Annotated in this window: 27 protein-coding genes and 1 riboswitch; of the genes, 5 read left to right on the top strand and 22 right to left on the bottom strand. The window is 60.6% G+C overall.

The window, feature by feature from the left end; all coding sequences use genetic code 11:
• Positions 1-54 precede the first annotated feature (54 nt).
• Genes cobF through cbiE form a run of 6 tightly spaced genes read right to left on the bottom strand, consistent with a single transcriptional unit; the run spans position 55 to position 5,219 of the window.
• Positions 55-825: a precorrin-6A synthase (deacetylating) gene (gene cobF, locus AC2FF8_RS18345; protein ID WP_496880410.1), complete on the bottom strand. Its 771-nt coding sequence runs from the start codon at positions 823-825 to the stop codon at positions 55-57.
• The gene (cobA, locus tag AC2FF8_RS18350; RefSeq protein WP_170347206.1) at positions 818-1,546 is read right to left on the bottom strand and encodes a uroporphyrinogen-III C-methyltransferase; all 729 of its coding nucleotides are present in this window, start codon (positions 1,544-1,546) and stop codon (positions 818-820) included. The genes cobF and cobA overlap by 8 nt, the downstream gene beginning before the upstream one ends.
• Positions 1,543-2,865, bottom strand: a complete 1,323-nt coding sequence (locus AC2FF8_RS18355) for a cobyrinic acid a,c-diamide synthase CobB (RefSeq protein ID WP_496880411.1) — start codon at positions 2,863-2,865, stop codon at positions 1,543-1,545. Before AC2FF8_RS18355 ends, cobA begins: the two co-directional genes overlap by 4 nt.
• The gene (gene cobM, locus AC2FF8_RS18360) at positions 2,852-3,646 is read right to left on the bottom strand and encodes a precorrin-4 C(11)-methyltransferase (protein WP_496880412.1); all 795 of its coding nucleotides are present in this window, start codon (positions 3,644-3,646) and stop codon (positions 2,852-2,854) included. The genes AC2FF8_RS18355 and cobM overlap by 14 nt, the downstream gene beginning before the upstream one ends.
• On the bottom strand, positions 3,643-4,023 hold the full coding sequence (locus tag AC2FF8_RS18365; RefSeq protein WP_496880413.1) for a cobalamin biosynthesis protein: 381 nt from the start codon (positions 4,021-4,023) through the stop codon (positions 3,643-3,645). The genes cobM and AC2FF8_RS18365 overlap by 4 nt, the downstream gene beginning before the upstream one ends.
• The gene (cbiE, locus tag AC2FF8_RS18370) at positions 4,020-5,219 is read right to left on the bottom strand and encodes a precorrin-6y C5,15-methyltransferase (decarboxylating) subunit CbiE (RefSeq protein ID WP_496880414.1); all 1,200 of its coding nucleotides are present in this window, start codon (positions 5,217-5,219) and stop codon (positions 4,020-4,022) included. The genes AC2FF8_RS18365 and cbiE overlap by 4 nt, the downstream gene beginning before the upstream one ends.
• Between cbiE and AC2FF8_RS18375 the strand changes: the two genes are divergently transcribed.
• Positions 5,218-5,949 carry a cobalt-precorrin-6A reductase gene (locus AC2FF8_RS18375; protein WP_496880415.1) on the top strand — a complete coding sequence of 244 codons (732 nt, stop codon included), beginning with the start codon at positions 5,218-5,220 and terminating at the stop codon, positions 5,947-5,949. The two genes, cbiE and AC2FF8_RS18375, sit on opposite strands and share 2 nt — an antisense overlap.
• Here the strand turns inward: AC2FF8_RS18375 and cobJ are convergent.
• The 12 genes from cobJ to AC2FF8_RS18435 form a co-directional block, all read right to left on the bottom strand.
• Positions 5,940-6,704 carry a precorrin-3B C(17)-methyltransferase gene (gene cobJ, locus AC2FF8_RS18380; protein ID WP_496880416.1) on the bottom strand — a complete coding sequence of 255 codons (765 nt, stop codon included), beginning with the start codon at positions 6,702-6,704 and terminating at the stop codon, positions 5,940-5,942. The two genes, AC2FF8_RS18375 and cobJ, sit on opposite strands and share 10 nt — an antisense overlap.
• The gene (locus AC2FF8_RS18385) at positions 6,701-7,429 is read right to left on the bottom strand and encodes a precorrin-2 C(20)-methyltransferase (RefSeq protein WP_170347200.1); all 729 of its coding nucleotides are present in this window, start codon (positions 7,427-7,429) and stop codon (positions 6,701-6,703) included. Before AC2FF8_RS18385 ends, cobJ begins: the two co-directional genes overlap by 4 nt.
• Positions 7,426-8,055: a precorrin-8X methylmutase gene (locus AC2FF8_RS18390; protein ID WP_171170394.1), complete on the bottom strand. Its 630-nt coding sequence runs from the start codon at positions 8,053-8,055 to the stop codon at positions 7,426-7,428. The genes AC2FF8_RS18385 and AC2FF8_RS18390 overlap by 4 nt, the downstream gene beginning before the upstream one ends.
• Positions 8,055-9,176, bottom strand: coding sequence for a ferredoxin-like domain-containing protein (locus AC2FF8_RS18395; RefSeq protein WP_496880417.1), 1,122 nt, complete (start codon positions 9,174-9,176; stop codon positions 8,055-8,057). Before AC2FF8_RS18395 ends, AC2FF8_RS18390 begins: the two co-directional genes overlap by 1 nt.
• A complete protein-coding gene (cobN, locus tag AC2FF8_RS18400) occupies positions 9,173-12,466 on the bottom strand; it encodes a cobaltochelatase subunit CobN (RefSeq protein WP_496880418.1) in 3,294 nt (1,097 codons plus the stop codon). Before cobN ends, AC2FF8_RS18395 begins: the two co-directional genes overlap by 4 nt.
• Before the next feature lie 5 nt (positions 12,467-12,471).
• Positions 12,472-13,527 (bottom strand): cobalamin biosynthesis protein CobW, encoded by a 1,056-nt coding sequence (gene cobW / locus AC2FF8_RS18405; RefSeq protein WP_496873680.1) that lies wholly within the window; start codon positions 13,525-13,527, stop codon positions 12,472-12,474.
• A gap of 1 nt (position 13,528) precedes the next feature.
• Entirely contained in the window at positions 13,529-13,903 is a 375-nt protein-coding gene (locus tag AC2FF8_RS18410; RefSeq protein ID WP_170347195.1) for a DUF1636 family protein, read from the bottom strand.
• A 92-nt stretch (positions 13,904-13,995) separates the two neighbouring features.
• Positions 13,996-14,202: riboswitch (cobalamin riboswitch) on the bottom strand.
• Positions 14,203-14,428: 226 nt separating this feature from the next.
• Positions 14,429-16,285 (bottom strand): SLC13 family permease, encoded by a 1,857-nt coding sequence (locus AC2FF8_RS18415; protein ID WP_496873716.1) that lies wholly within the window; start codon positions 16,283-16,285, stop codon positions 14,429-14,431.
• Positions 16,286-16,674: 389 nt separating this feature from the next.
• Positions 16,675-18,108, bottom strand: coding sequence for a mercury(II) reductase (gene merA, locus AC2FF8_RS18420; RefSeq protein ID WP_496880419.1), 1,434 nt, complete (start codon positions 18,106-18,108; stop codon positions 16,675-16,677).
• Between the two features lie 11 nt (positions 18,109-18,119).
• Entirely contained in the window at positions 18,120-18,329 is a 210-nt protein-coding gene (merF, locus tag AC2FF8_RS18425) for a mercury resistance system transport protein MerF (RefSeq protein WP_496880420.1), read from the bottom strand.
• Positions 18,330-18,588: 259 nt separating this feature from the next.
• The gene (locus AC2FF8_RS18430; RefSeq protein ID WP_496873678.1) at positions 18,589-18,885 is read right to left on the bottom strand and encodes a heavy-metal-associated domain-containing protein; all 297 of its coding nucleotides are present in this window, start codon (positions 18,883-18,885) and stop codon (positions 18,589-18,591) included.
• A gap of 11 nt (positions 18,886-18,896) precedes the next feature.
• Positions 18,897-19,301 (bottom strand): mercuric transporter MerT family protein, encoded by a 405-nt coding sequence (locus AC2FF8_RS18435; protein WP_496880421.1) that lies wholly within the window; start codon positions 19,299-19,301, stop codon positions 18,897-18,899.
• Positions 19,302-19,375: 74 nt separating this feature from the next.
• Between AC2FF8_RS18435 and AC2FF8_RS18440 the strand changes: the two genes are divergently transcribed.
• Positions 19,376-19,804, top strand: coding sequence for a MerR family transcriptional regulator (locus AC2FF8_RS18440; protein ID WP_496880422.1), 429 nt, complete (start codon positions 19,376-19,378; stop codon positions 19,802-19,804).
• A gap of 382 nt (positions 19,805-20,186) precedes the next feature.
• Here AC2FF8_RS18440 and AC2FF8_RS18445 read toward each other — a convergent pair whose 3' ends face one another.
• Genes AC2FF8_RS18445 through AC2FF8_RS18460 form a run of 4 tightly spaced genes read right to left on the bottom strand, consistent with a single transcriptional unit; the run spans position 20,187 to position 23,500 of the window.
• Positions 20,187-21,419, bottom strand: coding sequence for an Aq_097 family APC-type transporter (locus AC2FF8_RS18445; RefSeq protein ID WP_496880423.1), 1,233 nt, complete (start codon positions 21,417-21,419; stop codon positions 20,187-20,189).
• Complete coding sequence (locus AC2FF8_RS18450; RefSeq protein WP_496880424.1) at positions 21,377-21,970, bottom strand: NADH dehydrogenase ubiquinone Fe-S protein 4; 594 nt, start codon at positions 21,968-21,970, stop codon at positions 21,377-21,379. The genes AC2FF8_RS18445 and AC2FF8_RS18450 overlap by 43 nt, the downstream gene beginning before the upstream one ends.
• Before the next feature lie 23 nt (positions 21,971-21,993).
• On the bottom strand, positions 21,994-22,320 hold the full coding sequence (locus AC2FF8_RS18455; RefSeq protein ID WP_496880425.1) for a hypothetical protein: 327 nt from the start codon (positions 22,318-22,320) through the stop codon (positions 21,994-21,996).
• Positions 22,321-22,345: 25 nt separating this feature from the next.
• A complete protein-coding gene (locus AC2FF8_RS18460; protein WP_496880426.1) occupies positions 22,346-23,500 on the bottom strand; it encodes a hypothetical protein in 1,155 nt (384 codons plus the stop codon).
• Between the two features lie 1,141 nt (positions 23,501-24,641).
• Here AC2FF8_RS18460 and AC2FF8_RS18465 point away from each other — a divergent pair.
• Genes AC2FF8_RS18465 through AC2FF8_RS18475 form a run of 3 tightly spaced genes read left to right on the top strand, consistent with a single transcriptional unit; the run spans position 24,642 to position 25,996 of the window.
• Positions 24,642-25,070: an Hsp20/alpha crystallin family protein gene (locus tag AC2FF8_RS18465; protein ID WP_496880427.1), complete on the top strand. Its 429-nt coding sequence runs from the start codon at positions 24,642-24,644 to the stop codon at positions 25,068-25,070.
• A gap of 15 nt (positions 25,071-25,085) precedes the next feature.
• A complete protein-coding gene (locus tag AC2FF8_RS18470) occupies positions 25,086-25,484 on the top strand; it encodes an Hsp20/alpha crystallin family protein (protein WP_496873670.1) in 399 nt (132 codons plus the stop codon).
• A 20-nt stretch (positions 25,485-25,504) separates the two neighbouring features.
• Positions 25,505-25,996 carry an Hsp20/alpha crystallin family protein gene (locus AC2FF8_RS18475; RefSeq protein ID WP_496880428.1) on the top strand — a complete coding sequence of 164 codons (492 nt, stop codon included), beginning with the start codon at positions 25,505-25,507 and terminating at the stop codon, positions 25,994-25,996.
• The last annotated feature ends 10 nt before the right edge of the window (positions 25,997-26,006 follow it).

The raw sequence follows: 26,006 nt of genomic DNA on the forward strand, positions 1-26,006 counted from the left end.
GCGTCTCCGGTATCTTGCTTTGACCTGTGTGCCAGACCTGAGGGTTCTGCGCAGTCACGAATCCGTGTTCACCGCGCGCTGCTGCCCCCCGCGTTTCTTCAGCAAGTAGATATCCATGATCCAGCCATGGTCAGCTCGGGCGCGGGCGCGTGTGTCAAGGATCCGCTGCGCGACCTGGTCCAAAGGGCCGCTGATCAGCAGTTCTTCTTTCATGCCCACATAGGCCCCCCACCAGATGTCATACTCTGCCATCCTGAGGGACTGGAACGAGCATTCCCCGTCCAGCATGACGGCGACTTTCGAAGCGGCTTCAGGCCAGCCGTCATCCTGGATACGGCGTCCGGTGGTCACGACATAGGGTGCGCCCAGCTCATTGATCGGGATCGCATGAGCCGCGGTCAAAGCCTGCAAGGCCGTGATGCCCGGGATCACCTTTGTGTTGGGCTTGGGGTCCAGCCGCGCCGCGATTCGCAGCGAACTGTCATACAGGGACGGATCGCCCCAAATCAGCAGCGCAATGTGCTGCGCCTCCGGGTGGGCCGCGATCGCCTCCTGCCAGCGCAGTGCAATGGCGTCATGCCATTCGTCTACGCCGCGCAGATAGCCGTCATCCGCCCGGCGCTTGGGAATGTCAAAATAGGCTATCCTTGGCGGTGTCTCGGTTACCCGATCGATGATGTCCTCTCGCAGCCCGGCCAGATCGGCCTTGTTCTCACCCTTGCGGGGGATCAGGATCAGATCGGCTGACCGGATCGCCTGCGCACCCTGAAAGGTCACGTGATCCGGGTTGCCGGTGCCGATGCCAATCAGGCTCAGGTCAATCATCTTCGCACTCCGCCAGCGGCCCGTAAAGGATCAGGGCCGGAGCTGTGCCGATCTCGGATTTCAGCTGTTCGGCCAGGGCACCGATGGTGGCGCGCGTCAGCTTCTGATCCGGGGTCGAAACCGATTCAGCCATCAGGGCGGGCGTATCCAAAGGCAGGCCGTGTGAATGCAGCGCTTCTGCCAGAAGCGGGAAAGTTCGTTTGCCCATGAATACGACGGTGGTGGCCTGAGAATCGGCCAGTGCGGTCAGGTTCAGATCGTCCGGCAACGCGCCGCTGACGTCATGTCCCGTTACGAACTGCACCCGCCGTGCGGTCAGACGACGCGTCAGAGGAATGCCAGCGGCAGCTGCGGCGGCCACCGCAGACGGGATGCCGGGAATGATCTCGAATTCAATGCCTGCATCACGAAGGGCAACAAGCTCTTCTTCCAGGCGCCCGAACATGCCGCCATCGCCGGACTTCAGCCGCACGACATGCTGGCCGGTCTGGGCGTAGTCCACAAGCAACCGGCTGACATGGTCCTGCTTGGGGGACGGTCGACCGGCCCGTTTGCCCACGCCCACAAGATCCGCGTCTTCGCGCGCGTGGCTCAATATCGGCCCGCTGCTGAGGTCATCGAACAAAACCGCATCGGCCTTTTGCAGGCGATCCACGGCCTTCAGTGTCAGCAATTCGGGATCGCCAGGGCCGGATCCGACGAAAGAGACAAATCCGCTCATTCAGATGCCTCCGCAATCAGGTGAAAGAACGTACCGGTGACATTGCCCCGAACAGAGCCGGTCTGAGGTCCTTCTGCGCCTTCGGCATCGAACACACGGGCCAGCGGCGCGTCAGGCTGATCCACGATCGAAGAATAGTGGAACTCGTGCCCGCGCAGCGCCGTATTCTGTGCAAATCCCGGCATCGGGGCCAAGAGTTCCGCTTTGCGATAGCCCAGGTTGAATTTGCGTTTTTGGTACGACGTCACCAGCCCCAGCAGGCCAGCCATTTCATGCCGCACGCCATCCTTGTCGATCAGCGCATGACCCAGCGCCATATACCCACCGCATTCGCCATGCACAGGCCTTGTTTCCGCGTGCTTGCGCAGACCAGCGAGGAACGTTTGGGCAGCAGCCAACGTCCCGGCATGCAGTTCCGGATAACCGCCGGGCAGCCAGACCAGATCGGCATCCGCCGCCGGCGCTTCATCGGCCAGTGGCGAGAAGGGCAGGATCTCGGCCCCAGCTGCGCGCCAGCCTTCCAGCAAATGTGGATAGGTAAAGGAAAATGCCGCGTCCCGTGCCAGTGCAATCCGCTGGGCAGGAGGGCGCGGCAGCGCGTCTGACGATGGCCCAATGGGGCCTGAGGAAGCCGCCCGTTTGATCGCTTCCAAATCCACATGTTCGCGTAGAAATGCGGCATATCCCACAATGGCGCTTTCCAGATCCGGGTGTTCGACGGCCTGGATCAACCCCAGATGCCGCTCGGGGAGGGTCAGATCGCCTCGGCGCGGCAGCACACCCAGAACCGGCAGGCCGGCGCGTTCCATCCCCAACCGGGTCAGGCGCTCGTGCCGGGGGCTGGCACAGCGGTTCAGAATGACGCCGGCAAAGGGCAGATCGGGGTTGTACATCCTGAACCCCAGTGCGGTGGCCGCCGCAGATTGCGCCTGACCGCCGACATCCAGCACCAACACAACCGGCCAACCCATCCGTGCAGCGGTCTCGGCGCTCGACCCATGACCCAACTCACCCGGCTTGGCCACGCCATCGAACAGACCCATCGAACCTTCTGCCACCACGATGTCGGCACCTTCGGCCTGAGCTGAAATTGCGTTCAACAGCGGGTCACCCATCGCCCAACTGTCAAGATTAAACGAAGCCCGCCCAGCCGCGGCTCGGTGGAAGGCGGGGTCAATATAGTCCGGTCCGCTCTTGAACGGTTGAACGGTCAGGCCATCCTCGGCCAGCGCGCGCAACAGGCCCAGCATGACCGTTGTCTTGCCCGTGCCCGAGGACGGAGCGGAGATCAGAAGGCCAGGAGGGTTAATCATCACCATGGCTCCAGCTCGACCAAGGGCTCTCGGCGCTTTGCGGGCGATAGCGGCGGTCGTAATCTTTCGAATACAGGCAGCTTTCGTCGAAACCTTCGCCCGCCAGGGCCGGACCGACCATGATCAACGCAGTCCGCGAGATGCTGTCATCCAGCGCCTCTTTGAGCGTTCCCAGCGTCGCGCGGATGATTCGTTCGTCCGGCCAACTGGCGCGGTACACCACGGCCACGGGGCAATCGGCGCCATAGGCCGGGGTCAGATCGGCAATGACCTTGTCCAGATTGCCGATCGACAGGTGAATGGCAAGTGTCGCCCCTGTGCGTGCGAAATTTTCCAACGTCTCGCCTTCGGGCATGGAAGATGCACGGCCCGGGGTCCGGGTCAGAACCACGGATTGCGCCAGCCCGGGCAGAGTAAGTTCGGTTCCCAAAGCCGCCGCAGCCGCCGCAAAGGACGGAACGCCCGGAGTTACGCTGACCGGGATGCCCATTTCCTTGAGGCGGCGGATCTGTTCCCCCATCGCCGACCAGACCGACAGGTCGCCGGAATGCAGACGGGCCACGTCCTGGCCGGCCTGATGTGCGGCCTCGATCTCTGCCATGATCTGATCCAGGTCCATTGGCGCGGTATTCACGATCTTTGCGCCTTCGGGGCAGTGACCGAGGATTTCTTCCGGAACCAGGGAACCCGCATAAAGGCAAACGGGGCAGGATGCGATGATGTCGCGCCCGCGCAGTGTCAACAGGTCGGCGGCGCCCGGTCCGGCGCCGATGAAATGAACGGTCATGTCTGTCCTCCGATGGCAATGGCGCAGGTCGCCAGCCGGTCGTCTGAAATCTGTCTGGGTGAAAGCAGCCGCGCGCCCGGGCCAAAAAGCTTTCCGGCGGCGGCCAATGCGGATGCTTCGGCCACGCTCCCGGTGCCATAGGTGGCGCGACTGCGGGTCGAGCAGGTTAGCGTGCGTTGACCGGCCAGGTCGGCGGCGGCAACGAAGTGGAGTGGAAGGGACAGTTCTTCAGCAAAAACCGTCAGGGCGGAATGACCTTCCTTGTCGGCAACGGTTGCCAGGGCGGTCACCTCCTGGCTCGCCGCCGCAACATTATACGCGGCGCGCAAGCTGTCAACCGTGGCGGCGGACGAGAATCCCAAACCGGCAACGATCATAGCGTCACGCTCCACTGCACCACCGGATAGGCGGATTTCCAGCCGCGGCGCGGTCCAAGCGGCGCCGACTGCGCGAGTTCGATCCGCAGAAGCTCTCCGCCCAGTTTCTCATGCCACTGGGCCAACGTGGCCTCGCTTTCCAAAGTCACGGCATTGGCAACCAGGCGGGTTCCGGAAGGCAGGTGCTGGTGCAGCCAGTGCAGCAGGTCTGGATCAAGCCCCCCTCCGATGAACACCACGTCGGGGAATTCCAGCCCGTCCAATGCAGCGGGCGCGGTGCCATGGATGACATTCAACCGATCCTGACCCAATGCATCGGCATTCCGACGAATGCGCTCAACCCTGTCAGCACGGGGTTCTATGCTGGTTGCGGTCAGGGTCGGATCACACATCAGCCATTCGATGCTGATCGAGCCGGTGCCCCCTCCGATATCCCACAGATGCTCGCCCCGTTGCGGAGCAAGCGCCGAGAGTGTCAGCGCGCGGATCGGGCGTTTGGTGATCTGCCCGTCCGTCTCGAAGATGTGGTCCGGTTTGCCAGACGCCTTGGAAAGGGCAGGTCCTGCACCGGAAACCTCCAGACCGACGCAGACCGGATGGTCGAACGTACCCAGCAGCGCCTCGGTCAAGGTGACTGTTCGGGTGGTTTCGCGCGGACCACCTAGGGCCTGCATCACATGCAGGGCCGAGTCGGCAAAGCCCGTCTCGGTCAGATACCGTGCCAGTTCCGCCACCGCCTTTCCGTCACGCAGCAACAGGATCGCGTGCGCTCCCGGGGCCAGATGCGGTCGCAAACGGGTCAGTGGAGCGGCGTGCAGGCCGAAGGTCAGTGTGCTTTCCAAAGGCCAGCCGAGCCGGGCAGCGGCCAGCGAGAAGGTGGATTGGCCGGGCAGGGCGGTCCATTCACCGGCATCGAAATTGCGCGCAATGACAGAGCCTGCGCCAAACCAGAACGGATCGCCCGAGGCAAGAACAACGGTCTGCCGGCCACGCAATCCTTTCAGGATCGGCAGCCCATCCGAGAACGGCGCAGGCCATTCGACACGTTCCGCTCCTGTTTCAGGCAGCAACGACAGGTGACGGGGCGGCCCCATGATCACTTCGGCCCGGTCCAGCACTTGACGGCCGGATGGCGACAGGCCATCAAACCCACCTTCGCCCAATCCAAGAACGGTCAGCCACGGAGATTCAGACATGACAAACCTCCTGATCCTTGGCGGCACGACCGAGGCCAATGCGCTGGCCAAAGCTGTTTCGGAACAAGGGATTGCGGCTGTGTATTCCTACGCTGGACGGGTCGAAAACCCGCGTCCGCAGCCCTTGCCGGTAAGGGTTGGCGGTTTCGGCGGTCCGGAAGGTCTGGCCGCCTATATCCATGAGAACGCCATCACCCATGTCGTGGACGCGACCCATCCATTTGCGGCCCGGATGAGCCGGAACGCGATTGAAGCATGCACCGCGATGCGGACGCCGTTGTCCGCGTTGACCCGCGCGGCGTGGACACCGCAGCCCGGCGACAACTGGTATCGCGTCCAGGACATTGCAGCGGCTGTCGACGCGTTGTCCGGCGAAGCCCGGCACGTTTTCCTCGCCGTTGGCCGTATGCACCTTGAAGACTTTGCCGCCCAGCCCCAGCACCGCTACCTGCTGCGTCTGGTGGATGACCCCGACACTGTGCCCTTGCCGAACGCAGAGGTTGTCGTTGCCCGAGGGCCGTTTACCGAAGCTGACGACCGGGCGCTGATGCAGCGCCACGGCACGCAGTTGGTCGTATCCAAGAACGCAGGCGGCACGGGCGCGCGCGCCAAGCTGGACGCGGCGCGGGCGCTGGGCCTGCCCGTGCTGATGATCGACCGCCCGGTTCTGCCGAAGCGGACCGAGTTTTCGCAGGTCGCACAGGTTCTGGACTGGCTGCTTCATCCCTGATCCTCATCAGGGGTGAAGCGAGGGGTGTAAACGATGGGTGCGCCATCGCGCTCGATGACGCGCGTTCGGGATGACCCCACGATCACCACGGTCTGCATATCCGCCATGTCGGGCGTGGCTTCGGCCAGTGTCGAAATACGCATCTCTTCATCGGCCCGCGATACGGCGCGGGCGAACAGGATCAGACGTTGGGGCTCACACTCTTCACGCAGGATTTCCAGCGTCTTTACAAAGCCTTCCGGGCGGGACTTCGAGCGCGGATTGTAAAAGGCCATCGAGAAATCCGCCTGTGCAGCAAGACGCAGGCGTTTTTCGATCAATGACCAAGGTTTGAGATTGTCGCTGAGGTTGATGGCGCAGAAATCATGCCCCATCGGGGCGCCCGCGCGCGCGGATGCAGCCAACATCGCCGTGATCCCCGGCAGCACATCGATCTGAAGATCGCGCCATTCCACGGGGCCGTATTCCAGCGCTTCGAAGACGGCTGCCGCCATGGCAAACACGCCTGGATCACCCGAGGACACAACGACCACGCGTTTGCCTTCTGCGGCCATTTGCAACGCGTGTTGCGAACGGTCGATTTCGACCCGGTTGTCACTGGCATGCAGCGTAAGGCCCGGGCGCTCGGCAATACGCGCCACATATGGGATATAGCCCACAACATCGGTGGCTTCGGCTAGCGCGGCCGTTACTTCCGGCGTTACAAGCGCCTCGTCACCCGGCCCAAGACCGGCAATTTTGACCCAGCCGCTCATGGTCGCCGCCCCTGACCGTGCACGACGATGATCGAGAAATACGGGGTAATCTTCTCGCAGGCTTCAGACAGCTTGGTCACCGTCTGGTTTGGCATCTGCGCATATTCCACGATCCATGCCCGGTCATACAGGCCAGCGGTCTTCAGGGCGCGTTTCACCTTGTCGATGTTGCGCCCGATTTTCATCACGACCAGTGCATCGGTTTGAGCCATGCGTTCAGCCAGCGTGTCTTCGGGCAGAGTGCCAACCAGCACGGTCAGAACGTCATCACCCCAGGTGATCGGGTCCCCTGTCGCTGTCCAGGCTCCGGACATGCCGGTAATGGCGGGTACAACTTCGACCGGTGCGTCTTCGCGCAGGCGACTGTAAAGATGCATGAACGAGCCATAGAAGAACGGATCACCCTCGCACAGAACAACCACGTCCTCACCCTGTTCGGACAGGGCCCTGAGATGCTTGGTGCAGTCTTCGTAGAACGCCGCCAGCAATTCGTTGTAGCGCGGATCTGTGACCGGGATCTCGGTGGTCACGGGATATTCCATAGGGAACTCGATCGCACCTTCGGGGATCATCCCGTTGACGATCTTGCGGGCCTGGCCGCTGCGACCGGGTTTGCGGAAGAACGCCACATGCTTTGCATTGCGCAGCAGGCGATCAGCCCGGACGCTCATCAAATCCGGGTCGCCGGGCCCCAGGCCCACACCGTATATGGTGCCCATCTTCATTCCGCCCGGCTTGCGATGGCGTTGACGGCCGCCACCGTGATGGCGCTGCCGCCCAGACGACCTTTGACGATGCAGGACGGCACCGGTTGCGCCTGCCACAGCGCATCCTTGGATTCCACCGCACCGACAAAGCCAACCGGGCAGCCGATGATCGCGGCAGGGCGCGGGCAATCCGGGTCTTCCAGCATGTTCAGCAAATGGAACAGTGCGGTGGGCGCATTGCCGATGGCGACCAGCGCGCCCTCCAGATGCGGCCGCCACAGCTCCAGCGCAGCGGCGGAACGGGTGTTGCTCATCTCGGCGGCCAGCGGGCGTACGCGTTCATCGTGCAGGGTACAGATCACTTCGTTGTCGGCGGGCAGGCGGAAGCGGGTGACGCCTTCGCTGACCATGCGCGCATCACACAGGATCGGTGCACCGTTTTCCAATGCAGTACGGGCCGTTTGCACGAAGCCGGGCGAGAAATGCACGAACTCTTCCAGCCCGACCATACCCGCGGCGTGGATCATGCGAACGGCAACCTGCTCTTCATCGGCATCAAACCGGGCCAGATCAGCCTCGGACCGGATGGTGGCAAAGCTCTCCTTGTAGATCGCTGCGCCATCGGTTTCGTATGTATAGGGCATCAGGTGAAGTCCATGGTCATGAGTGTTTGGGGGTCAAGCCCGCGCTGGCAGGGCTCATCCCCCGCGCGGCCCTGTTTGACAAGATCAAATCGTCCGTTATCGCCTACCAATGTGATGTCCGCAGTACCCATGCGAGCGCATCCCTTGCTACAGCCTGAAACATGGAGGCGTCCGGAAACCCGCGAAGCCAACGCCCGGGCGATGTCGCGCGTCTCTGCCTGCGCCTGCGGGCAGAACGGCGCGCCGGGGCAGGCGTCGGTGGTCATCAACGGATCGGTTCCATCTTCGACAAACGCCGGGGCAGGTATCGCCGCCCCGCCTTCCAGCAGGATCAGCCGCCACGGGGTGACGCGCAGGGCGCAAGCACCGCTGTCCTCGAACAGATCATACAGCTTGCGCGCCGGCAGCGACCCAAAAGCCGCGCCGTACAGAGCACCCAGTTCGCAGGGGCCGGGTTGAAGCCTTGCGCCAACTGATCCGGGCGCACAGCCTTGCCATTCCTGTGGAAGGGAGTCGATGACGCGCGCCATGCGGCGCCTCTCGGGCGTGTAGGTTTCAGCAAACCACATTGCCAGCGCGATCGCGTGGTCAATGGCGTCGGTCTCGGTCACGCTCCGCCCGGTTTCGCACCCGTCAGCGCGCAGGATCAGGCCGTCTGCACCTGTTTCCAGACGAATATCCGCCGAATCCGACGCCAGCAGACGTTCGGGGCCCGTGTCGATGGCAAAGCCGAATTTTGCAGGCAGGGCCGGCAGCTCCGCAAGCCGGTCGATCAGGTCACGGGTCAGTCGAGCGGTCAAATCGCCCGCCTGATAGAGCGGTGTAACCAGAATATTCCGGCGTATCTCGATACCGGGTTCCGCATCCAGCAGGTTCAGCGCGGCAAGCTCTTTGAGCAGGGGCTGGTGGTCTTCCTCTTCCACGCCCCGCAATTGCAGGTTGGCGCGATTGGTCAAATCGATCGAGCCGTTGCCAAAACGGTCCGCCAGATCGCACAGTCCCAGAGCCTGATCGGCGTCCAGACGCGCCAGCCGGGGCCTGACCCTGACGACCAGACCGTCACCGGACATCATTGGTCGATGGGCGCCCGGGCACCAGCCCTGAACAATCGGAGCACTCATCTCAATACCTCCAGATCAGCCCGGATGGAATTCCGGCGCGTGTTCCAAAGCCCGGCCTCAAGCAGCGCGCGGAACCGGTCCTGCATGGCTTGATGAGCTTTGGGATTGGCCTCTTGCAGGAACGCGTCCACCTCTTCGTTGCCCAGCGTGGCATCATGGTAGAGGTCAAAAAGATGCGGTGCGACCGTGCCGGACAGATGCGCGAATGAGGCCATATGATCCAGCGTTGCCGCGATTTCAGCCGCCCCCCGGAAACCATGGCGTTGCATCCCGGCGATCCAGTCGGGATTTGCGGCCCGGGCGTGGACGACACGGCTGATTTCTTCGCGCAAAGTACGGGCACGCGGATTTTCGGGGTTGGTGTTGTCCAGATGGTAAAGCTGCGCGGTTCCGCCGGCGATCTTCTTGGCGGCGGCAAAACCCGCCTCGTGTGTGGCATAATCGTTGGCCAGAAGAAGATCGGTTTCGGTCAGGTCCTGCAAGTGGACAAAACTGTCTGCATTTGCAACGCGTTGGGTGATGCCGTCCTTGTCCTGCGCGATGTGTTCGCCTTCCAATGCAAAGGAACTGGCCTCAAGCCACGCCTCGCCGGCCTGTGCACGGGCCTCGTCGGTATACACCTCGGAAAGCTCGGTCATGTTGACGCCATAGCTTCCGGGCGCAGGTCCATAGACACGCGCTGCCGGCTCCTGCCCGGCATAGGGGTTCCAGTCCGTCGCTTCATCGCGCGCGGCCAATGCGCGAACCGCTTGGCCAAACAAAGCGGACAGCGTCGGGAATACATCCCGGAACAGGCCCGAGACCCGCAAGGTCACGTCCAGGCGCGGGCGGCTCAGGTCAGTGATCGGCAGAACCTCGATGCCGGAAACCCGCTCGGACCCTTTGTCCCATACGGGTTTGACGCCCAGCAGGTGCAAGGCCATGGCAAATTCCTCGCCGGCCGTGCGCATGGTGGCTGACCCCCACAGATCGACGATCAGCCCTTTTGGGTAATCGCCTTCTTCCTGAAGATGGCGTCGCACCAGTTCCTCGGCCAGTTTCACGCCTTGGGCATAGGCCGCACGGGTCGGGACCGACCGCGGATCGGTGGTGTAAAGGTTCCGCCCGGTGGGCAGAACATCTGACCGACCACGATAGGGTGAACCCGAAGGCCCGGCATCGATCCGTTTGCCTTCGAGCGCTTTGATCAGCGCGTCGCGTTCGGCATGGGCTGACGGGGCCGGATCGAAATTGCCCGTCACCTCGGGCACGCGCCCGAAGATGTGCAGCCCGTCGCCAAACTGGCTTTCCTTGATGTCACAGACAAAGCGGTCGATGCGGGTGATCGCTTCGGCGGTGCAGGTTGCCTGATCAAGGCCGAGATCGCTTTCCAAGCCAATGGCCTGCGCTTCACCACGGATATCTTCCTGCAAGCGGTCACGGCGTTTGGGGTCAAGCCCGTCGGCGTTGGAAAACTCGTCCAGCAGCGATTCAAGCCGCACCATCCGATCCGGCGTGCCGCTGTCCTTCATCGGCGGTGGGATGTGGCCCAGCGTGACGGCTCCGATCCGGCGCTTGGCTTGCGCGGCCTCGCCCGGGTCGTTCACTATAAACGGGTATATCACCGGCAGATCGCCGATCAGCGCCTCGGGCCAGCAAGCGGCAGACAAGGCGACCGATTTTCCGGGCAACCATTCCAGCGTTCCATGTGCGCCGATATGGATCAGCGCATCCGCACCCAACCCTTTGCGCAGCCACAAATAGAAGGCGACATACCCGTGGCGCGGGGTGCGCGAGAGGTCATGATAGTCGTCATCCCGCAACTCGGGCGTGCCGCGTTCGGGTTGCTGCGCGACCAGCGCCTTGCCGCGTCGCATTGCGGTGAAATGGAAGGCCCCATCGGCACAGGCCGGATCATCTTGGGGCGCGCCCCATACGGTGTGCAGATCGGTGCGCAGGGTCTCGGGCAATTCCGCAAGCGCATTCAGATAATCCCCGAGCGACCACGAAATCCGGGCGTCCAGAAGAGTGTCGGCAATCGGTTCGCCAGTCGCGATGTCATAGCCTTCTTCATCAAGATCCGACAGCATCGCCTCGGCCGAAGCCAGCGCGTCAAGGCCAACCGCATGCGCCATCTGCCAGTCTTTGCCGGGATAGGTGGACAGGATCAGCGCGGGAATCTGATCTGCCTTGGGTTTGTCATTCAGTGCAAGCCAGCCCGATACACGGTCGATGATCGCTTCGATCCGGTCCGGTTCGGGCCGATGTGCAAAGCGCGCGTATTCCAGATGCGGATCACGTTTGCCTGGTTCCTTGAAAGACGCGATTCCCGCCGAAATCCGCCCATCGACCTCGGGCAGTACCACATGCATGGCCAGATCGGCGGGGGACAGCCCGCGTTCCGCCTCGGCCCAGGCTTTGCGGCGCGAGGTGGCGAGAGCGACCTGAAACACCGGCACTCCTGCCGCGTCCAGAGGCGATGTTCCCGACGCGCCTTTGCCCGAAAATGAAGTGGCATTGACAATGGCGGATGGGTTCAGCGCAACAACCTGGTCCCGCAACCAGTCGGCGGCTACAGGCGCCTTGAGCGACGGGGCAAACAGGCCCACCGCCTCGAACCCACGAGCGCGCAGGCTGCGGATCAGGGCCGCGATCGGGGCGGTGTCCGCCGAGGTCAGGTAAGCGCGGTAGAAGGTGACGAGGATGCGTTTGGCGTTACCTTCGAACGCGGTTTCCACCGGGATTACGCCGCGATCCGGACACCACGCGCCACATTCGGGCAAGGTCTTGGCGCCCATCACCGGCCCGGCATAAAGCCCCGCCGCCAAAGCCATCTGCGCCAGCGCCGCCTGTGCCGCGACCTCGCCGCCGGTATCGCACAGATGCGCCAGCCGCCGCAGGGTGGAAACGGGCAGGGTGGAATAGTCGTCCAGCCGCGTGTCCTCGCGCCCGTCGGCGGGTAGCACCGCCAGCGCGATGCCTTTGGCCTGCGCCAGCGCCAGCACCTGCTGCAACCCGTAGGACCAGTAGGGCACCCCGCCGATCAGACGGATCAGAATGCCCTTGGCGCCCTCTAACGTCTGTTCGACATAGGTATCGACCGACAGGGGGTGTTTCAGCGCCGTCAGGTTGGCCAGCCGCAACGAGGGCATCCGCCCCTCGGGCCCGCCACCACGATGCCAGCCCGCCGCGAACGCACCCAGGTCGCTGTCCGAAAAGGACAGCACCACCAGATCCGCCGGGCTCTGGCCCAGATCGGTCGGGGTCTCGGTTTCCTCGAGCCCGTGGCTTTCGCGGAAGACGACGTGCATGGGTCTTACTCGGCAGCCTCACGCACACCCACGAGGATTTCGCGGATTTCCGCCTCTTTGATATCGTCATGCTCGGCGATGACGACCAGACGCGAACGGCGTTCTTCGCCGGGTTCCCACGGACGGTCATATTGGTGCCGTACCCGTGCACCGACCGCCTGAACCAGCAGGCGCATGGGTTTGCCCTGAACGGCAGCATACCCTTTGACCCGCAGGATGTTCAGCTCATTCGCCAGACGCTCGATATTGGCCACCAGTTGGGTCGGATCGGCTTGCTCGGGCAACTCGACGATGATGCTTTCGAAATCGTCATGCTCGTGATCATGGTGGCCGTCGTGATGCGAGGGCCGGGCGTCCATGTCATCCTCGGCGGCGGCTTCCAGACCCAACACGACGCGAACGTCCACGGCACCTTCGGCCACTTCGACCACGGGCAGCGGGCGCGGCGCCTCGGCGGCGATGATCTCGCGCGCCTTCGCCACGCCTTCGGGGCCGGCGAGGTCGGGCTTGGTCAGCAGGATGATGTCGGCGCACGAGATCTGATCCTCGAACACTTCGGACAGGGGCGTTTCGTGGTCGATCGAGTCATCGGCCATGCGCTGGGCATCCACCGCTTCGACATTGGGTGCGAAACGACCGGCGGCCACGGCCTCGGCATCGGCCAGAGCAATAACGCCGTCCACGGTGATCTTGGAACGGATATCGGGCCAGTCGAACGCCTTGAGCAACGGTTTGGGAAGCGCCAGTCCCGAGGTTTCGATCAGGATGTGATCCGGTCGCGGCTCCAGCGCCATCAGGGCCTCGATGGTGGGAATGAAATCATCTGCCACGGTGCAGCAGATGCAGCCATTGGCCAGTTCCATGATGTTTTCCGCCGGGCAATCCGGGATGGCGCAGGATTTCAGGATGTCGCCATCGACGCCCACATCGCCGAACTCGTTGACCACGACAGCAAGGCGCTTGCCCTGCGGGTTCTGCATCAGGTGACGCACCAAAGTGGTTTTGCCCGAGCCGAGAAAGCCGGTGATCACTGTGACGGGGAGTTTTTCGAGGTTCGACATGTCAGGCTCCAATCGGGGGAATGCGCGAGGCACAGTTCTTGCGAAAATGTTCGGGGCGTTCGCGCCATTTCACCAAGCCATCTTCAGTGGCCAGATACTTGGTCGCACCGTCGACAATGACGTCGACATGATCTGTTTCGCTCAGGTTTTCGTACACGAAGGTCCAACGGCCCGGCCCGCCGCGCAATACGATCGAACAGCCTTGATCGCAGTTTGACAGGCATTCAACGGCTTTCAGGGTGACACCGTCGGGCAGGTCCGCCTGTTCCAGGGCCTTGTGCAACAAAGCGCCCGGGCGTTGCGCGTCATCTTCGACAGGCAGGCCGCGACGGCAGGTGGTACAGACCAGCAGCTCGACTGGTGTGGTCTCGGTCATGTCTCTCATCCCCCCAAATCCTCTTCGCGGGGGACGGGGTTTCATGCGGGCCACGATTGGTCACGGACCCGACACCGGAACACCCCGCCCGGTTTCAACTTCGGTTGTTGGCAGGTCTCCCGGCTTGCGGATGCCAGAGGCGGGCCTCTGTCGGATGTCCCGCCTTCCCGGCCTTTGGGCCAGTGGCATTGGGCATCCTCTCCGTTCACGGTCGCGGGGGCGGCTGCGTTTGGCGGCATGACCGTTGACGCATTCCCTTTTCATCGGCTGTCACCGACACCAACGAAAGGGACATGCGGCACCGCTGGCCTGCTTGTCAAGCGAGTCGCGCGCAACAATGATGCAAAGGAGTAGAAAGCGACCTGTGGGCGTCGATGGGCGGCATGTCGTGCGGGGTTCAGCCTGAGATGGGCCCAGAGACCAACGGTATCTCTGCTAGGGTCGTACACTGTGGTGAGCGGGTGGCTCAAGGGAACCTGTCCCGATGATGGGAAAAGACCACCGAATACCCCGGATCCTCTCGCGCTAATAAATGACGTTGATCATGAGCAGCGAGACGACCAGAAACAGCACAGTCATGATCCCTCCGGACCGCACGAAATCCATCACCTTGTATCCTGCCGGCCCCATGATCAAGGCATTTACCTGATGGGTTGGGATGATGAAGCTGTTCGATGTTGAAATGGCGACGGTCAGGGCAAAGACGGCCGGATTCCCGCCAGCCGCTATCGCAATCGATACCGCCAGAGGCACCAGCAGAACCGTGGCCCCCACATTTGACATGACCAAAGAAAAGGCCGTCGCCAGAATGGCGATGCCGGTTTGCAGCGACCAGATCGGCCAGCCGTCCAGAATTATCATGATCTGCTGGGCGATCCACGCAGCGGTGCCTGTGTTCTGTACGGCTTGTCCCAACGGTATAAGGCAGGCGAGCAGGAATACGGTGTTCCAGCCGACCGCGCGGTATGCCTCATCCACGCTGAGCACACGGGTCAACATCATGCCCACCGCGCCGGTAAGAAGACAGAGTGAAAGCCGGACATCCGTGAACAGGATCAACGACAGCGAAATGGCGAAAAATGCCAGGGCCCAGCCGACTTTTTGCGGCCTCAGCTCGTCCTGTGGAAAGTCCGTTGTCACAACGACGAAATCCGGATCTCGTTTGATCCGCATCAGGTTGTCCCATCTGGTATGCGCCACGAGCATGTCACCGGCCTGGAACTTTTCGAGCCCGATCTGAGTGGATTCGTGATCCTCGGTCTCGACATGGCTCAGCGTCTCTTCGCCGCGGTGAATGGCCAGCAGCGACATCCCGTAGGTCTTGCGGAACAAAAGCTCGCGGGGGCATTTGCCGATCAGCTTGCTGTCGGGCGTGATGACCACCTCGGCCACGCCTGCATTGGTTGGGGCGAACTCTTCGACGAAAACGTCCAAGTCGGGAAGAACGGTCAGCCCGTATTTCTCGGCGAATTTCTCGACCTCCCAACGGCGGCCGACGATGGCCAGCCGACACGGCGCTGCAATTTCCGCTGTCAAAACCTGAACCATCGAGGTTTTGCCGCGATAGAAGGTGGAAATGATGTACAGGTGGTTTTCGTGGTTGATGTCGGCCAGAATCTCGCCGACCAGGGGGCTGTCCTCGGGCACCACGACTTCGAACACATCGGCTTTGAGGCCATAGACCCTTTGCAGGTATTCCTGTGTCCCTTGTCCGGTACCCGTATTGTCAGGCTCTTCAGCCTCGGGCAAAACCCAGCGTCCCAACAGCAGAAAGTAACCAATTCCGGTCAGGATCAGAACCGCACCGATCGGCGTGACCGAAAACAGGCCGAAGGGCTCCATTTTCTGAGAGGTCGGCAGACTGTCATTAGCCGTCAGGATCAGATCGTTCAGCAGGATAAGAGGAGACGACCCGACCATCGTCATTGTGCCGCCCAGAATGGCGCAGAATCCCATCGGCATCAGCAGGCGCGACAGCGGTATACCTGACCGTGAAGATATTCGGCTGACAACGGGAAGAAACAGAGCAGCGGCGCCGACATTCTGCATGAACGAGGAAATGACGCCAACGGTTCCGGAGATGATTGGAACGACCCTGCCTTCCGATTTGCCGCCGTATTTGAGGATGACGGCAGCCACCTTGTTCATGATCCCCGTCTTGTCCAGACCAGCCCCGACGATCATGACCGCTATGATCGAGATTACGGCATTGGATGCGAAGCCGTCGAACAGAAGGGTGACATCCGCCAGATTTCCCAGCCCGGGCGCGTAGCTGAGCAAACCTATGAGAACCAGAACCAATATGGCGGAAAGGTCGATCCTGATGATCTCGGAAACGAACAAGAAAACGGTGAAAGCCAGAAGGGTGCAAACGACCCCCATCTCGAAGGTAAAGGCAATGTGTTCCACAATACGTCCAGAACTTTTTCTTTGTTAGATTCCTAGTTCATCCTTCCCCGCTTGTCATGAAGTTTCGTTTTTCGCTCATCTGGGGACATTATATTTCTCAAGGAATGGCGGCTTGAGTAATGGTAAGGACCTTGTTTGACGAACCGGTCAGATGGAGGCGTTTGCCAATTTGCATGAGGCAGCCCCCGAACCTGGCATGAGAGGTGCAGTCCTCACATGGTCGAAGCAGAGCAAACGGAAGGGGTTGAAACACGACCCGGACAACAGACGATCCGGAAATGTGAAAGCCCGCAGCACACGACTTGCCCAAGGGTCTTTTGCGGTTGCCCGAACAAGATTAGAGCTGCGAGCAAAAGCGGCTGTCAGCCCGCGCAGCAGGACAGCTTGCCAACGTCTTTCTCAAATGTCTGCGCGGCCAGTTTCAGGCCCTCGACCGTCGTGAGGTATGGAAAGATCATGTCACCCAAGTCGTCGTAGGTCATACCCATTTTCAGAGCCATCGCAGCGGTCTGGATTGTGTCTGATCCTTCGGGCGCGATGATATGGGCACCAAGCAGTTTCTTGCTTTGTTTGTCCGCCACCAGCTTGATCAGGCCGCGCGTATCGCGGGCCGCAAGCGCGCGTGGGACGTGCTCCAGGCCCAATACGGATGTGATGACGTCATGGCCCTGAGCAGCAGCCTGCGCTTCAGTTGCACCGACGCTGGCGACTTGAGGATCAGAAAAGACCACAGAAGGCATGACGCTATTGTCATAGCTCAGCGAGTTTCCGTTCATGGCATTCTTTGCCGCCAGCTTTGCGCCATAGGCAGCCATATAGACGAACTGGTCATTGCCGGTTACGTCACCAGCGGCATATACACCCTCGCGGGAACTGTTCATCGCGGGATCGACGATTACTCCGCCTCTTTCGTCCGTCGCAATCCCTGCGACATCAAGCGCGAGGGATCCGGTGTTCGGGACACGCCCTGTCGCCAGCATCAGTTTTTCTGCATCCACTGTCACCGGCTGGCCGTTTCGGGTGGCGTGCAACCGAACTAGGCCATCCATGGCTTCCAACCGGTCGTAGGACAGGCCATCAAGCACCGTGATGCCTTCCGCTGTGAAGGCGTCGGTGAGTGCCGCACTAATCTCGGGTTCGGCTTCGGGCAACAGCCCCCTGCGTGATACAATCGTGACGTCCGCACCGGCGCGTGCAAAGACCTGTGCAATCTCGACACCGATGTAACCCCCACCCATAACCATGAGGGACGCGGGCCGTTTATCGAGCTGCAAGGCGGACGTGCTGTCCAGCCATTCGATCTCGGCCAGGCCGGGAATGTCGGGCACGTGCTGAGTTGATCCGGTTGCAATGATGACTTTCGCGGTTTTCAGGTTGCGGTCGCCAACCTGAATGGAACCGTCTTCCTGAAACACTGCCTGACCTTCAATGTAAGTCACAGCCTCATAGTTTGGCAGCACATCGACGTATTTTGCAGCCCGAAGATCATCTACCAGGGCTTGTTTCTGAGCAATCAGCGCCTTCCAGTCAGAGATTTTGGCGGATGCTTCCACCCCGTCAAAGCGGCGGGCCGCTTTCGCAACGTGCAGCGTTTCGACCGCGCGGATCATGGCCTTGGACGGGACACAACCGACGTTCACACATGTGCCGCCAATCGTGTCATATCCGACCAGCGCGACACGCGCGCCTTCTTCCGCAGCCGTGATGGCGGCAGAAAAACCGGCAGACCCTGCGCCGATGACGACAAGGTCAAACCGGTCAGAGCCGGATTTTTCGGGTTTGCAACAGTCAGACATGGAACGGCCTTTCAGGAAGTCGTGTTTCGCGCGCGACGGATCAGCGCGTAGATTGTAATCAGAATGAATATCGCGAGGGCAGGCATGAGAACGTAGTCAAGATATCCAACGACAGCGGACAGACCGACGATGCCGAGAAGACCAACCAGCAAGGGTGTAAAGCAGCAAAGTGCGGCGATGACAGCGCCGATGATACCCGTTTTGAGAAGTTTGTTGTTCACGAGGTTTCCTTGGCATTTCGATCTTCGGCGTCATGATCCCGGCGGCTTCGAAGGATTGTTCGAACCGAAAGAAGGACCACGCGGTTCCAACGGCGATCAGCAGGGTAGTGAGAACATCAAGGCCGGTCGCCGTTCCGATTGCTCCGCTCAGCAGGGACATCACCACGGCGGCATGTCCGCCACAGCAAATCACGATCACCGGGGCTGCAACGATGAAGGCAAGAATGCCGCCTGCGGATCTGTCCTTCATGGGCTGCGATCAGGAATCGGACGGAGCGGTGACAAGCTGGGCTTCATACCCGGCCGCGGCTGATGCAAATTCAATGTCCTCAACACTCGCAACGGCGTCATCAAAGACGACTTCCGCCGTCAACGTGTCAGAATTCGCCGTCACCTGTGTGACGCCTTCGACGCTGCCCATTGCCGATTCAACGATAAAGGGGCAACTGGGGCAATGCATACCAGGCACCGAAAATGTCACGGTTTGCTCTGCTGCAAGTACAGGAGCCGCGGTCAACAGGCCGACGAGGGTCAAGACAGGCGTGTAGAGTTTCATTTTGGTTCCTTTCACAGACCAAGAAGAATGGGGGCGACGATCGGCGCGATCCAATTCCAGAACAACGCAATCATGATGAGAACTGTCGATACCCAAAGCGCGGATTTCACCAGCCGATTGGGAAGAGGGCGCGCGCAGGCTTCGCCTTCTGCACAGGCCCTGGGTTTGAGATAAACCATCCAGAAGCCGTAGCCGAGGAAGCCAAGTGTGACTGCAATGAAGATCGGCTTGTAGGGCTCGAGCGCGGTCAAATTGCCGATCCAGGCACCGGAGATACCAAGGCTGAACAGGATCAGGGGAACGACGCAGCAGGTTGACGCCGCAAGGGCGCCAAGAACACCGCCAGCCGCAATCATGCGCGCCTTTTTCGTTTCGGGGCCGACCTGTTTGAGATCGACATCAAGTGCATCAGTCATTCGAGAACCCGCTTTTCAAGTTTCGAGATGCAAGATAGGATCTGTAGCAGCTACAGAAGCAAGAGGGTTTTTCGATGGCCGAGTTCACGAACGCGCGAGGCTATCCAATAGGCGCGATGTCGAAGCACACAGGCGTCAATATTGAAACGATCAGGTATTACGAACGCATTGGGATCATGCCGAAACCCGACAGAACGGCGGGGGGCAACCGCCAATACAACCACGACCAACTCAAGCGCTTGTCTTTCATTAAGCGTTCACGGGAAATCGGATTCAGCATCGAAGAAATCCGCGCGCTGCTGGAAATGGTGGATCGACGCGACTTTACCTGTGGCGAGGTTCACTCCATGACGGTCAATCACCTCGCGTCGGTCAAAGAGAAGATACAGGCCCTGCATCGGTTGGAGGACGCGCTGGAAGCGATGGCGGCAGAATGCAGCCGAGGTGATGTTCCCGACTGTCCGATCCTGGATACGCTTTTTGACGTTTCCGAAACAGGATGAGTTCACCGGAACGGGCGTTGAGCGACCGATTGGTCGGTCCTGCGCTTTGATTGAAAATGGCTGGTTCAAAGACCATCCGCTTACCGTCGAACTGGTCGCAAATTGCGGTGCGATTGCTGCTTGTTCCAAGCCTATGATGCGCTTGTTGCGGACCAGAGAGTGAAGCGAATGAAGAAACCTCGCCCTGACACTGCGGCAAGGTAGGCTTTCCCTGCATTGCTTTGGGATGCGCACAGCGCTGACCGATCTTGGGCAAGGTTCGAATCTCAGCCGGCGGTAAACATAACGCATGAGCCGGGCGGGGCGGGCACGGTTGCCTGTCTGCCGTTTCCGCATTGTGTGCCGTGCCGGGGCCGGCGCGAAGCTGGATGCCCCAAGCAATTCACACCGCAACAGGTGTCCCGGCGACCACGATGACAAGCCCCAGGACAGCCAATCCCAAAAAGCAGATCGCCTTGGTGTTTTGTTCGCGCTTCCAACAACCCAAAGCCGCGATGGCCGCCTGTATGGCATAGTACAAGGCGAAGGCGCGCGACGCGATTGTGATGATCTCGAACACGTTCGCTGTCCATGTCAGGGCCACACCGACGCCTGCAAGCAAAATATATCCTGCTCGTGCGGTGATCCGGTTTCTGGTCAGCTCTGACAGAAGACCACCTGACCCGGCGGTATCGGCTACCGCCGCACTGAACTGCGCGGCAATTGCGGCCCCAACAAGCAGGGCCGGAAGGATCGGTGCGACGATCTGCATCAGGTCGATTATTGCGGTCTCGCTGAACGGTATCGTCCCGGCGGCGAACACATAACTCAGCATCCCGATATAGATCATGTAGATTGCGGTTGCGATCCACTGGGCCCGTTTCATGGACGCGACGCGGGTTGCTGCGTCGTACTCCTTGCCCAGGTATCGGGATGTTTCAAACCCCTGAACCGTTACGATCAGACCGAAAAGCAACGCCAGGCCTGACCAACCAGTCGTCAGAGGCGTGTTGATCAGAAGTTCGCCTGCTGCTGCGGTCCGTCCGAAATGGACGCCAAGCCCGACCAGAAGCCCGGCGATGATCGCCAGTTTCAAAGTGACGGTGAACTTTTCCATCCCCTCAAGGGCTGCAAAGCCGCGTGTCCATCCAACATAGGCAATGAGGATCAATGTTGCGGTCGTGACCAGCCGCGCTGCGTTGGGCTCGTCATAAGGCGTCAAGCTTACCGAGAACGCGCCCAGCAGGTTGAGATAATAAGCGACCGAGATTGTATATGCACCTGCCAGAACCCACGAAGCGGACGCATCAAGGATATTCTCGGCCCGGGAACGATCCGGGGTCTGCTCTAGACGCAGTATGTTGCGGCGAATGGCGGCGCCAAAGGCGTATGCGACCACACACAGAAGGGCCATCGCCACCGGCGCAAGGTAACCAAAAGACGTGTCGAGTATGGGGCCGATGACCAGAAACCCGCTTCCGATGATTGACGCGAGCGGCGTGACGATCGCACGCCACCCGATCGATTTGCTGACCCTGGGGTGAACGAGTGCCGCAGTGACAAGTAAAACGACGGAGACGACAGCCAGATCAATCACGGTTTGGACGCCCCGGTTGCCGGTGTCGTACCGGTCCACTCGGGCGCGTCCGAGGCGGGAAAGGACGCGAGACTTGCCTCTGGCACGGGGTCCATGGGGCCGTTGAGTGTGCCACCAGAAGCGTCGAACGTGCCGGGTGCGTCCACGCCACGAAAGAGCCTGTGCGCGCTTTTTGGGTGGCGCCCGGTGTCGATGCTCCACGAGCCGGGCGCATCGGACCCCTTGCTGGCCGGAACCTCTTCCCACCAGAACCGCCGAGGCCCGAGGCTGCGTCTGGTGGCCGGATCATCACGCAGGTCATAGCGCCAATCGTTGTTCTCGGCATGGGCAATTGCGCTTTCACGGTCTGGGAAGGTCAACCGGATCTGCCGGAACGGATCCCTGCCGAGTGTCGATTCCGTCAGTGAGTCCAATGCTTTTGCGCGAAACGGTTCGAACTCGAGAATCCAGTCGTGTTTGCGTGGCGCCGATTGTGTCGCCGATTTCGCAGGCCGGTAGATCCGGACTCTCGGCACCTCTTTCCAGCGCAGATCGGTGCCCGGTATCCTGGGGTCAAATGGCGGTCGGTTGTGCCAATGCTGTCCTGTCATCACAATCATTCCCTTTTCGTCCATCAGGCCGAAACTGCGGCGCCGGGCGCGTCATCCGATGTATCAAGGATTCCCGGTTTCAACGCCAGAAGGATCATGGCGGCACCAAAGATCGCTGCGTGGGTTCCAGGCAACCAGCCCAGGGCCAGAACGCTGCCGACAGGTGTTGAGAACAAGATCCATATGAGGGCGCACCCGAACAGGACCGTCAGGGACAATACGCCTTGGGCAGGCATCAGCCGTGCAAGGACGGCAAGAACCCAAGCGATAGTCTCTCGCCATGGAAAGGCCGTCCGGTTCTTCGAAAGCGAACAGTTTTGACGTGCTTCAGTCAGAGCGGCGTCAGTCATTGCCGTGCCTCCTTTTGAAGTGCCATCAAACAGCTTGCGGGTTGGAGCTTGTCGTGCAAGTCCCGCGATATCGGGACGCAATCAGGTGCTGAGCATCTGCGCTCGGTTCCCTTAAACTGTTCCCGCGAAGTGCCGCGTCCAGGGCCGTGTCGCTTTGCAGCTTATTCGCATCCGGCCGATCCGCCAGGCGCGCCTTGAGGTAGCGCCGGGCATCCACAAGAATGTCGGTGAGTTCAACCGGTGAGATTCCCAGGATTTCAACCACGACGTATTCCGGCAACTCGTCGATGTGCACCAGGGCCAGCGCATGACGCCAGAGTGACGGCAGTTCGGCGACCGCAGCGTGCAAGGCAAGTGCCGTTTCACGCTCGGCGTAGTGATCCTCGGTTGATCCCGTTCCGGGATACGGGATCAGGGTTTCAAGCGTCGGCGCGTCGTCGGGTTGAAAGAACTCGTAGAATTCCTGGTCTGCTTCCGTCGGGTCTGTTGAGGATGACGGAGGATTGTCATCCAGAGCGACGGCGTCCGCCAACTTGGTATTCCTGATTTGACGCGATTGAGCATCCAGCGTCCGAATGCTCAGTTGAAGCAGCCAGTCCTTTATGCCCATATTCGGCGGGCGTTTTTCAAACGCTTCCACCCCGTTGAGCAGAATGGCATCGACCGCATCCTGCAAGGACAACGCACCTGCCGGAAGGTCCCCGTTTGCTTCGCGATAGGCCAGCTCGCGCGACGCGTAGTTCCAAACAAGGTCAAGATGGTGCTCGATCATTTCAAAGAAGAGGTCGCGGTGCTCGCGACGTTGCGTGTCCTCTTCGATCGCCTTGTGTTTGGCCAGGATGTCCCGGCGCACCTGTCTGCGCCATTTATGGAAGTGGCGCAAATGGGCCAGATGCCTGCGAACCTGTCGTATCAAGGCGTCACGCGCCTCTGCCAGCAGGGCGGCAAAGTCGGTTGTCTCTTTCCTGAAAACCAGGGTTGCGGACGGCAGATGCAGGCGCAGGCTTACGGCATAGCGGTGGCCTTTCGCGGCCTTGCGGATATGACCTTCGAGGCGTTGAAGGCCTGGTTCCATTCGCGGCAAAACGCGTGCAACCGCATCACGGATTTTGCCGATTTCATCCTCGGCACAGTTGCGGTCCGCTTCTTGCAGGTTGTCGTATCTGATTTTGATCTTCATCGCACACTCCATCAATCACGGGTAATTCCAGTGGCTTTGCCAGGTGTGCGGACTGAGGGCGAATCCGCACCCAATCCGGTTTTTCTTCCAAACTGACGTCACAGCGTCGTCGTCGGCGTTCAATACGACCTCACCGTCGCTGTTCGCCTTCGGCTCGGCGTCAACCGCTTCGCCTTTCGGGCTTTTGCGCGGTCGTGTCAGGCGCCCTCTCGGGCGTCCTCAGGCTTTCGTGCTTTGGGCGGTCTTCTGTGCGTCCGCCGACCAAGTCACTTCGACCCGGTCACCGCCCGCGACAAACCCGGCCGGCAGTTCGCGGGCCAGCGCTGTTTCAAGTTCGGCCCGGTTGAGACGTCGCAGCGTACATGCGCCAAATTCAGGCCGAAAGTGGCAGCGCAGATCCAATTTCGGATCAAGTCTGCAAGGTCGTGAAACAGAGTGCTGACCAGATCATCCGTCTTGTGCATCATCGGTAAGCATACCTTCTGCCAGTGTAGGAATTGATAGCATATGGCTTGCGCCCGAGATGTGTGAATGAAGAAGGGTTCTGTCAATACCGGGCTTTGATTTTCACGCGTCTCAGATTGACGCTGTGACCGCAGTTGTTCTTCATGATTCCAACGCGTTGGCGCAGGATGAATTTCGCGCCATCAAGCCTTTGGCCTGGTCTGGCGGCTCGACTGACTCGAACATGGTTCTGCACCGCTGCGGTATTTCCAGTCCCTCTCTGATCAGTACAACTCCCCCAATCAAGGTAGCATGCGTCCGAGGCCCCTTGACGGTGGGCAAGCCAAGCTTTCGTTCGTGCGGCCGTTTCCGATGCGGCCCGAAGCGCCGGACGGTCCGGTTTTTGCCCGAGAGATTTTTGCCTGAAAATTTTTTCCTGGCGGGCTCTTGAAGTTGAAAAAAACCTTTACTTTCTATGACTCGAAACGCCCAGTTTGGGGTTTCACGGATACGCAGAAAAGGTTCGGCTGAGACAGCGGACCGCCGCTCGTTCGCCTGTACGGGAACGATTGGGCAACGCGATTGACACCGACCGCCGCTTGGCGCGGCGTCCCTTTTCTCATGGCCGTCCTCCGTGGGCGTTTCGATCCGACGTGACCTTCGTCACGTCATCGATTGGAAGCGAAGGAGGCGAGACATGTACTACCCATCCTATATCCGTCGTAACGATCCGTTTGCGCTCATGCGCTCCATGATGCGCGATGTTGATCGCTTCATACCGAACCGGACGGCACAATCTGTTTTTCCGGCCGTGAACGTCTGGCAGGGTGATGACGCCATCGCGATCACTGCGGAACTGCCCGGTGTTGACGCTGCGGACATCGACATCTCGGTCAAAAACAACGTCCTTACATTGTCGGGGGAACGCAAGGTGCCAACCTTGCCCGAAGGTGCGAAGTGGCATCGCAGCGAGCGTGGCTACGGCAAGTTCACACGCTCCATCAAGCTGCCGTTCGCGGCCACCGAAGACAAGGTCGAGGCCAGGATGGCCGACGGCGTTCTGCATGTCGTGATCGGGCGACCCGAAGAGGACAAGCCGAAGAAAATCGAGATCAAGGCCGTATAAGAGGAGGATGAGACAATGACCAATGAAGTCACTCAAACCGCCGAAAAAACCCCGACCGAAGCGCCGGAAACCACCAGCGGTGCTCGTATCTACCGGCCTCTGGCGGACATCATGGAGACGCCCGATGGCGTGACGCTGATGCTCGAGATGCCGGGGGTGGCCGCCAAAAACGTGGACGTCACGCTGGAAAAACGCGTGCTCACGATCCGCGGCAAGGTACAACCGACCGCGCCCGAAACGCTGCAACTGGCCTATGCGGAATATGGCGAAGGCGATTTCGAACGCAGCTTTACCCTGTCAGACGATTTCGACCCCGACAAGATCGACGCATCGGTTGTCAACGGTGTGCTGACACTGACGCTGCCGCGTGCAGCCGAGGCCCAGCCCAAGAAGATCGCAGTGAAAGGCGTTTGATCAACAAAAGGAGAAGACCTATGCAAATCAAGGACCTGATCCCATGGGCGCGCAAGGACCATGCGCCCGAGCCAAAATCGGAAGAGCACAACCCGATTGCCGCCCTTCAACACGAGATGAACCGGGTTTTCGAGGGCTTCCAGAACCGCTTTGGCGATTTCGACTGGCCCTGGGGCCACGGCGAAGCCAAATCCGACGTGGTCGAAACCAATGACACAATCGAAGTCTCGATCGAACTGCCCGGCATGGACATGAAGGACATCGAGGTCTCGGTCACAGAGGACATGCTGACGGTGAAGGGCGAGAAACGGATCGAACGGCAAGAGGAGAAGAAGGGCTATTGCCTCTCCGAGCGCAGCTATGGCGCGATCTACCGCACGATCCCGCTGCCACCGGCGGTGGATGGCGAAAAGGCCGATGCCAGCTTCAAGAATGGTGTGCTGACCATCAAGTTGCCGCAAACGCCCGAAGCCAAGGCCAAGGTCAAACAGATCGAGGTCAAAAAGGCCTGACTTCAAGAAC

Source organism: Ruegeria sp. YTSA144 (assembly GCF_059610125.1).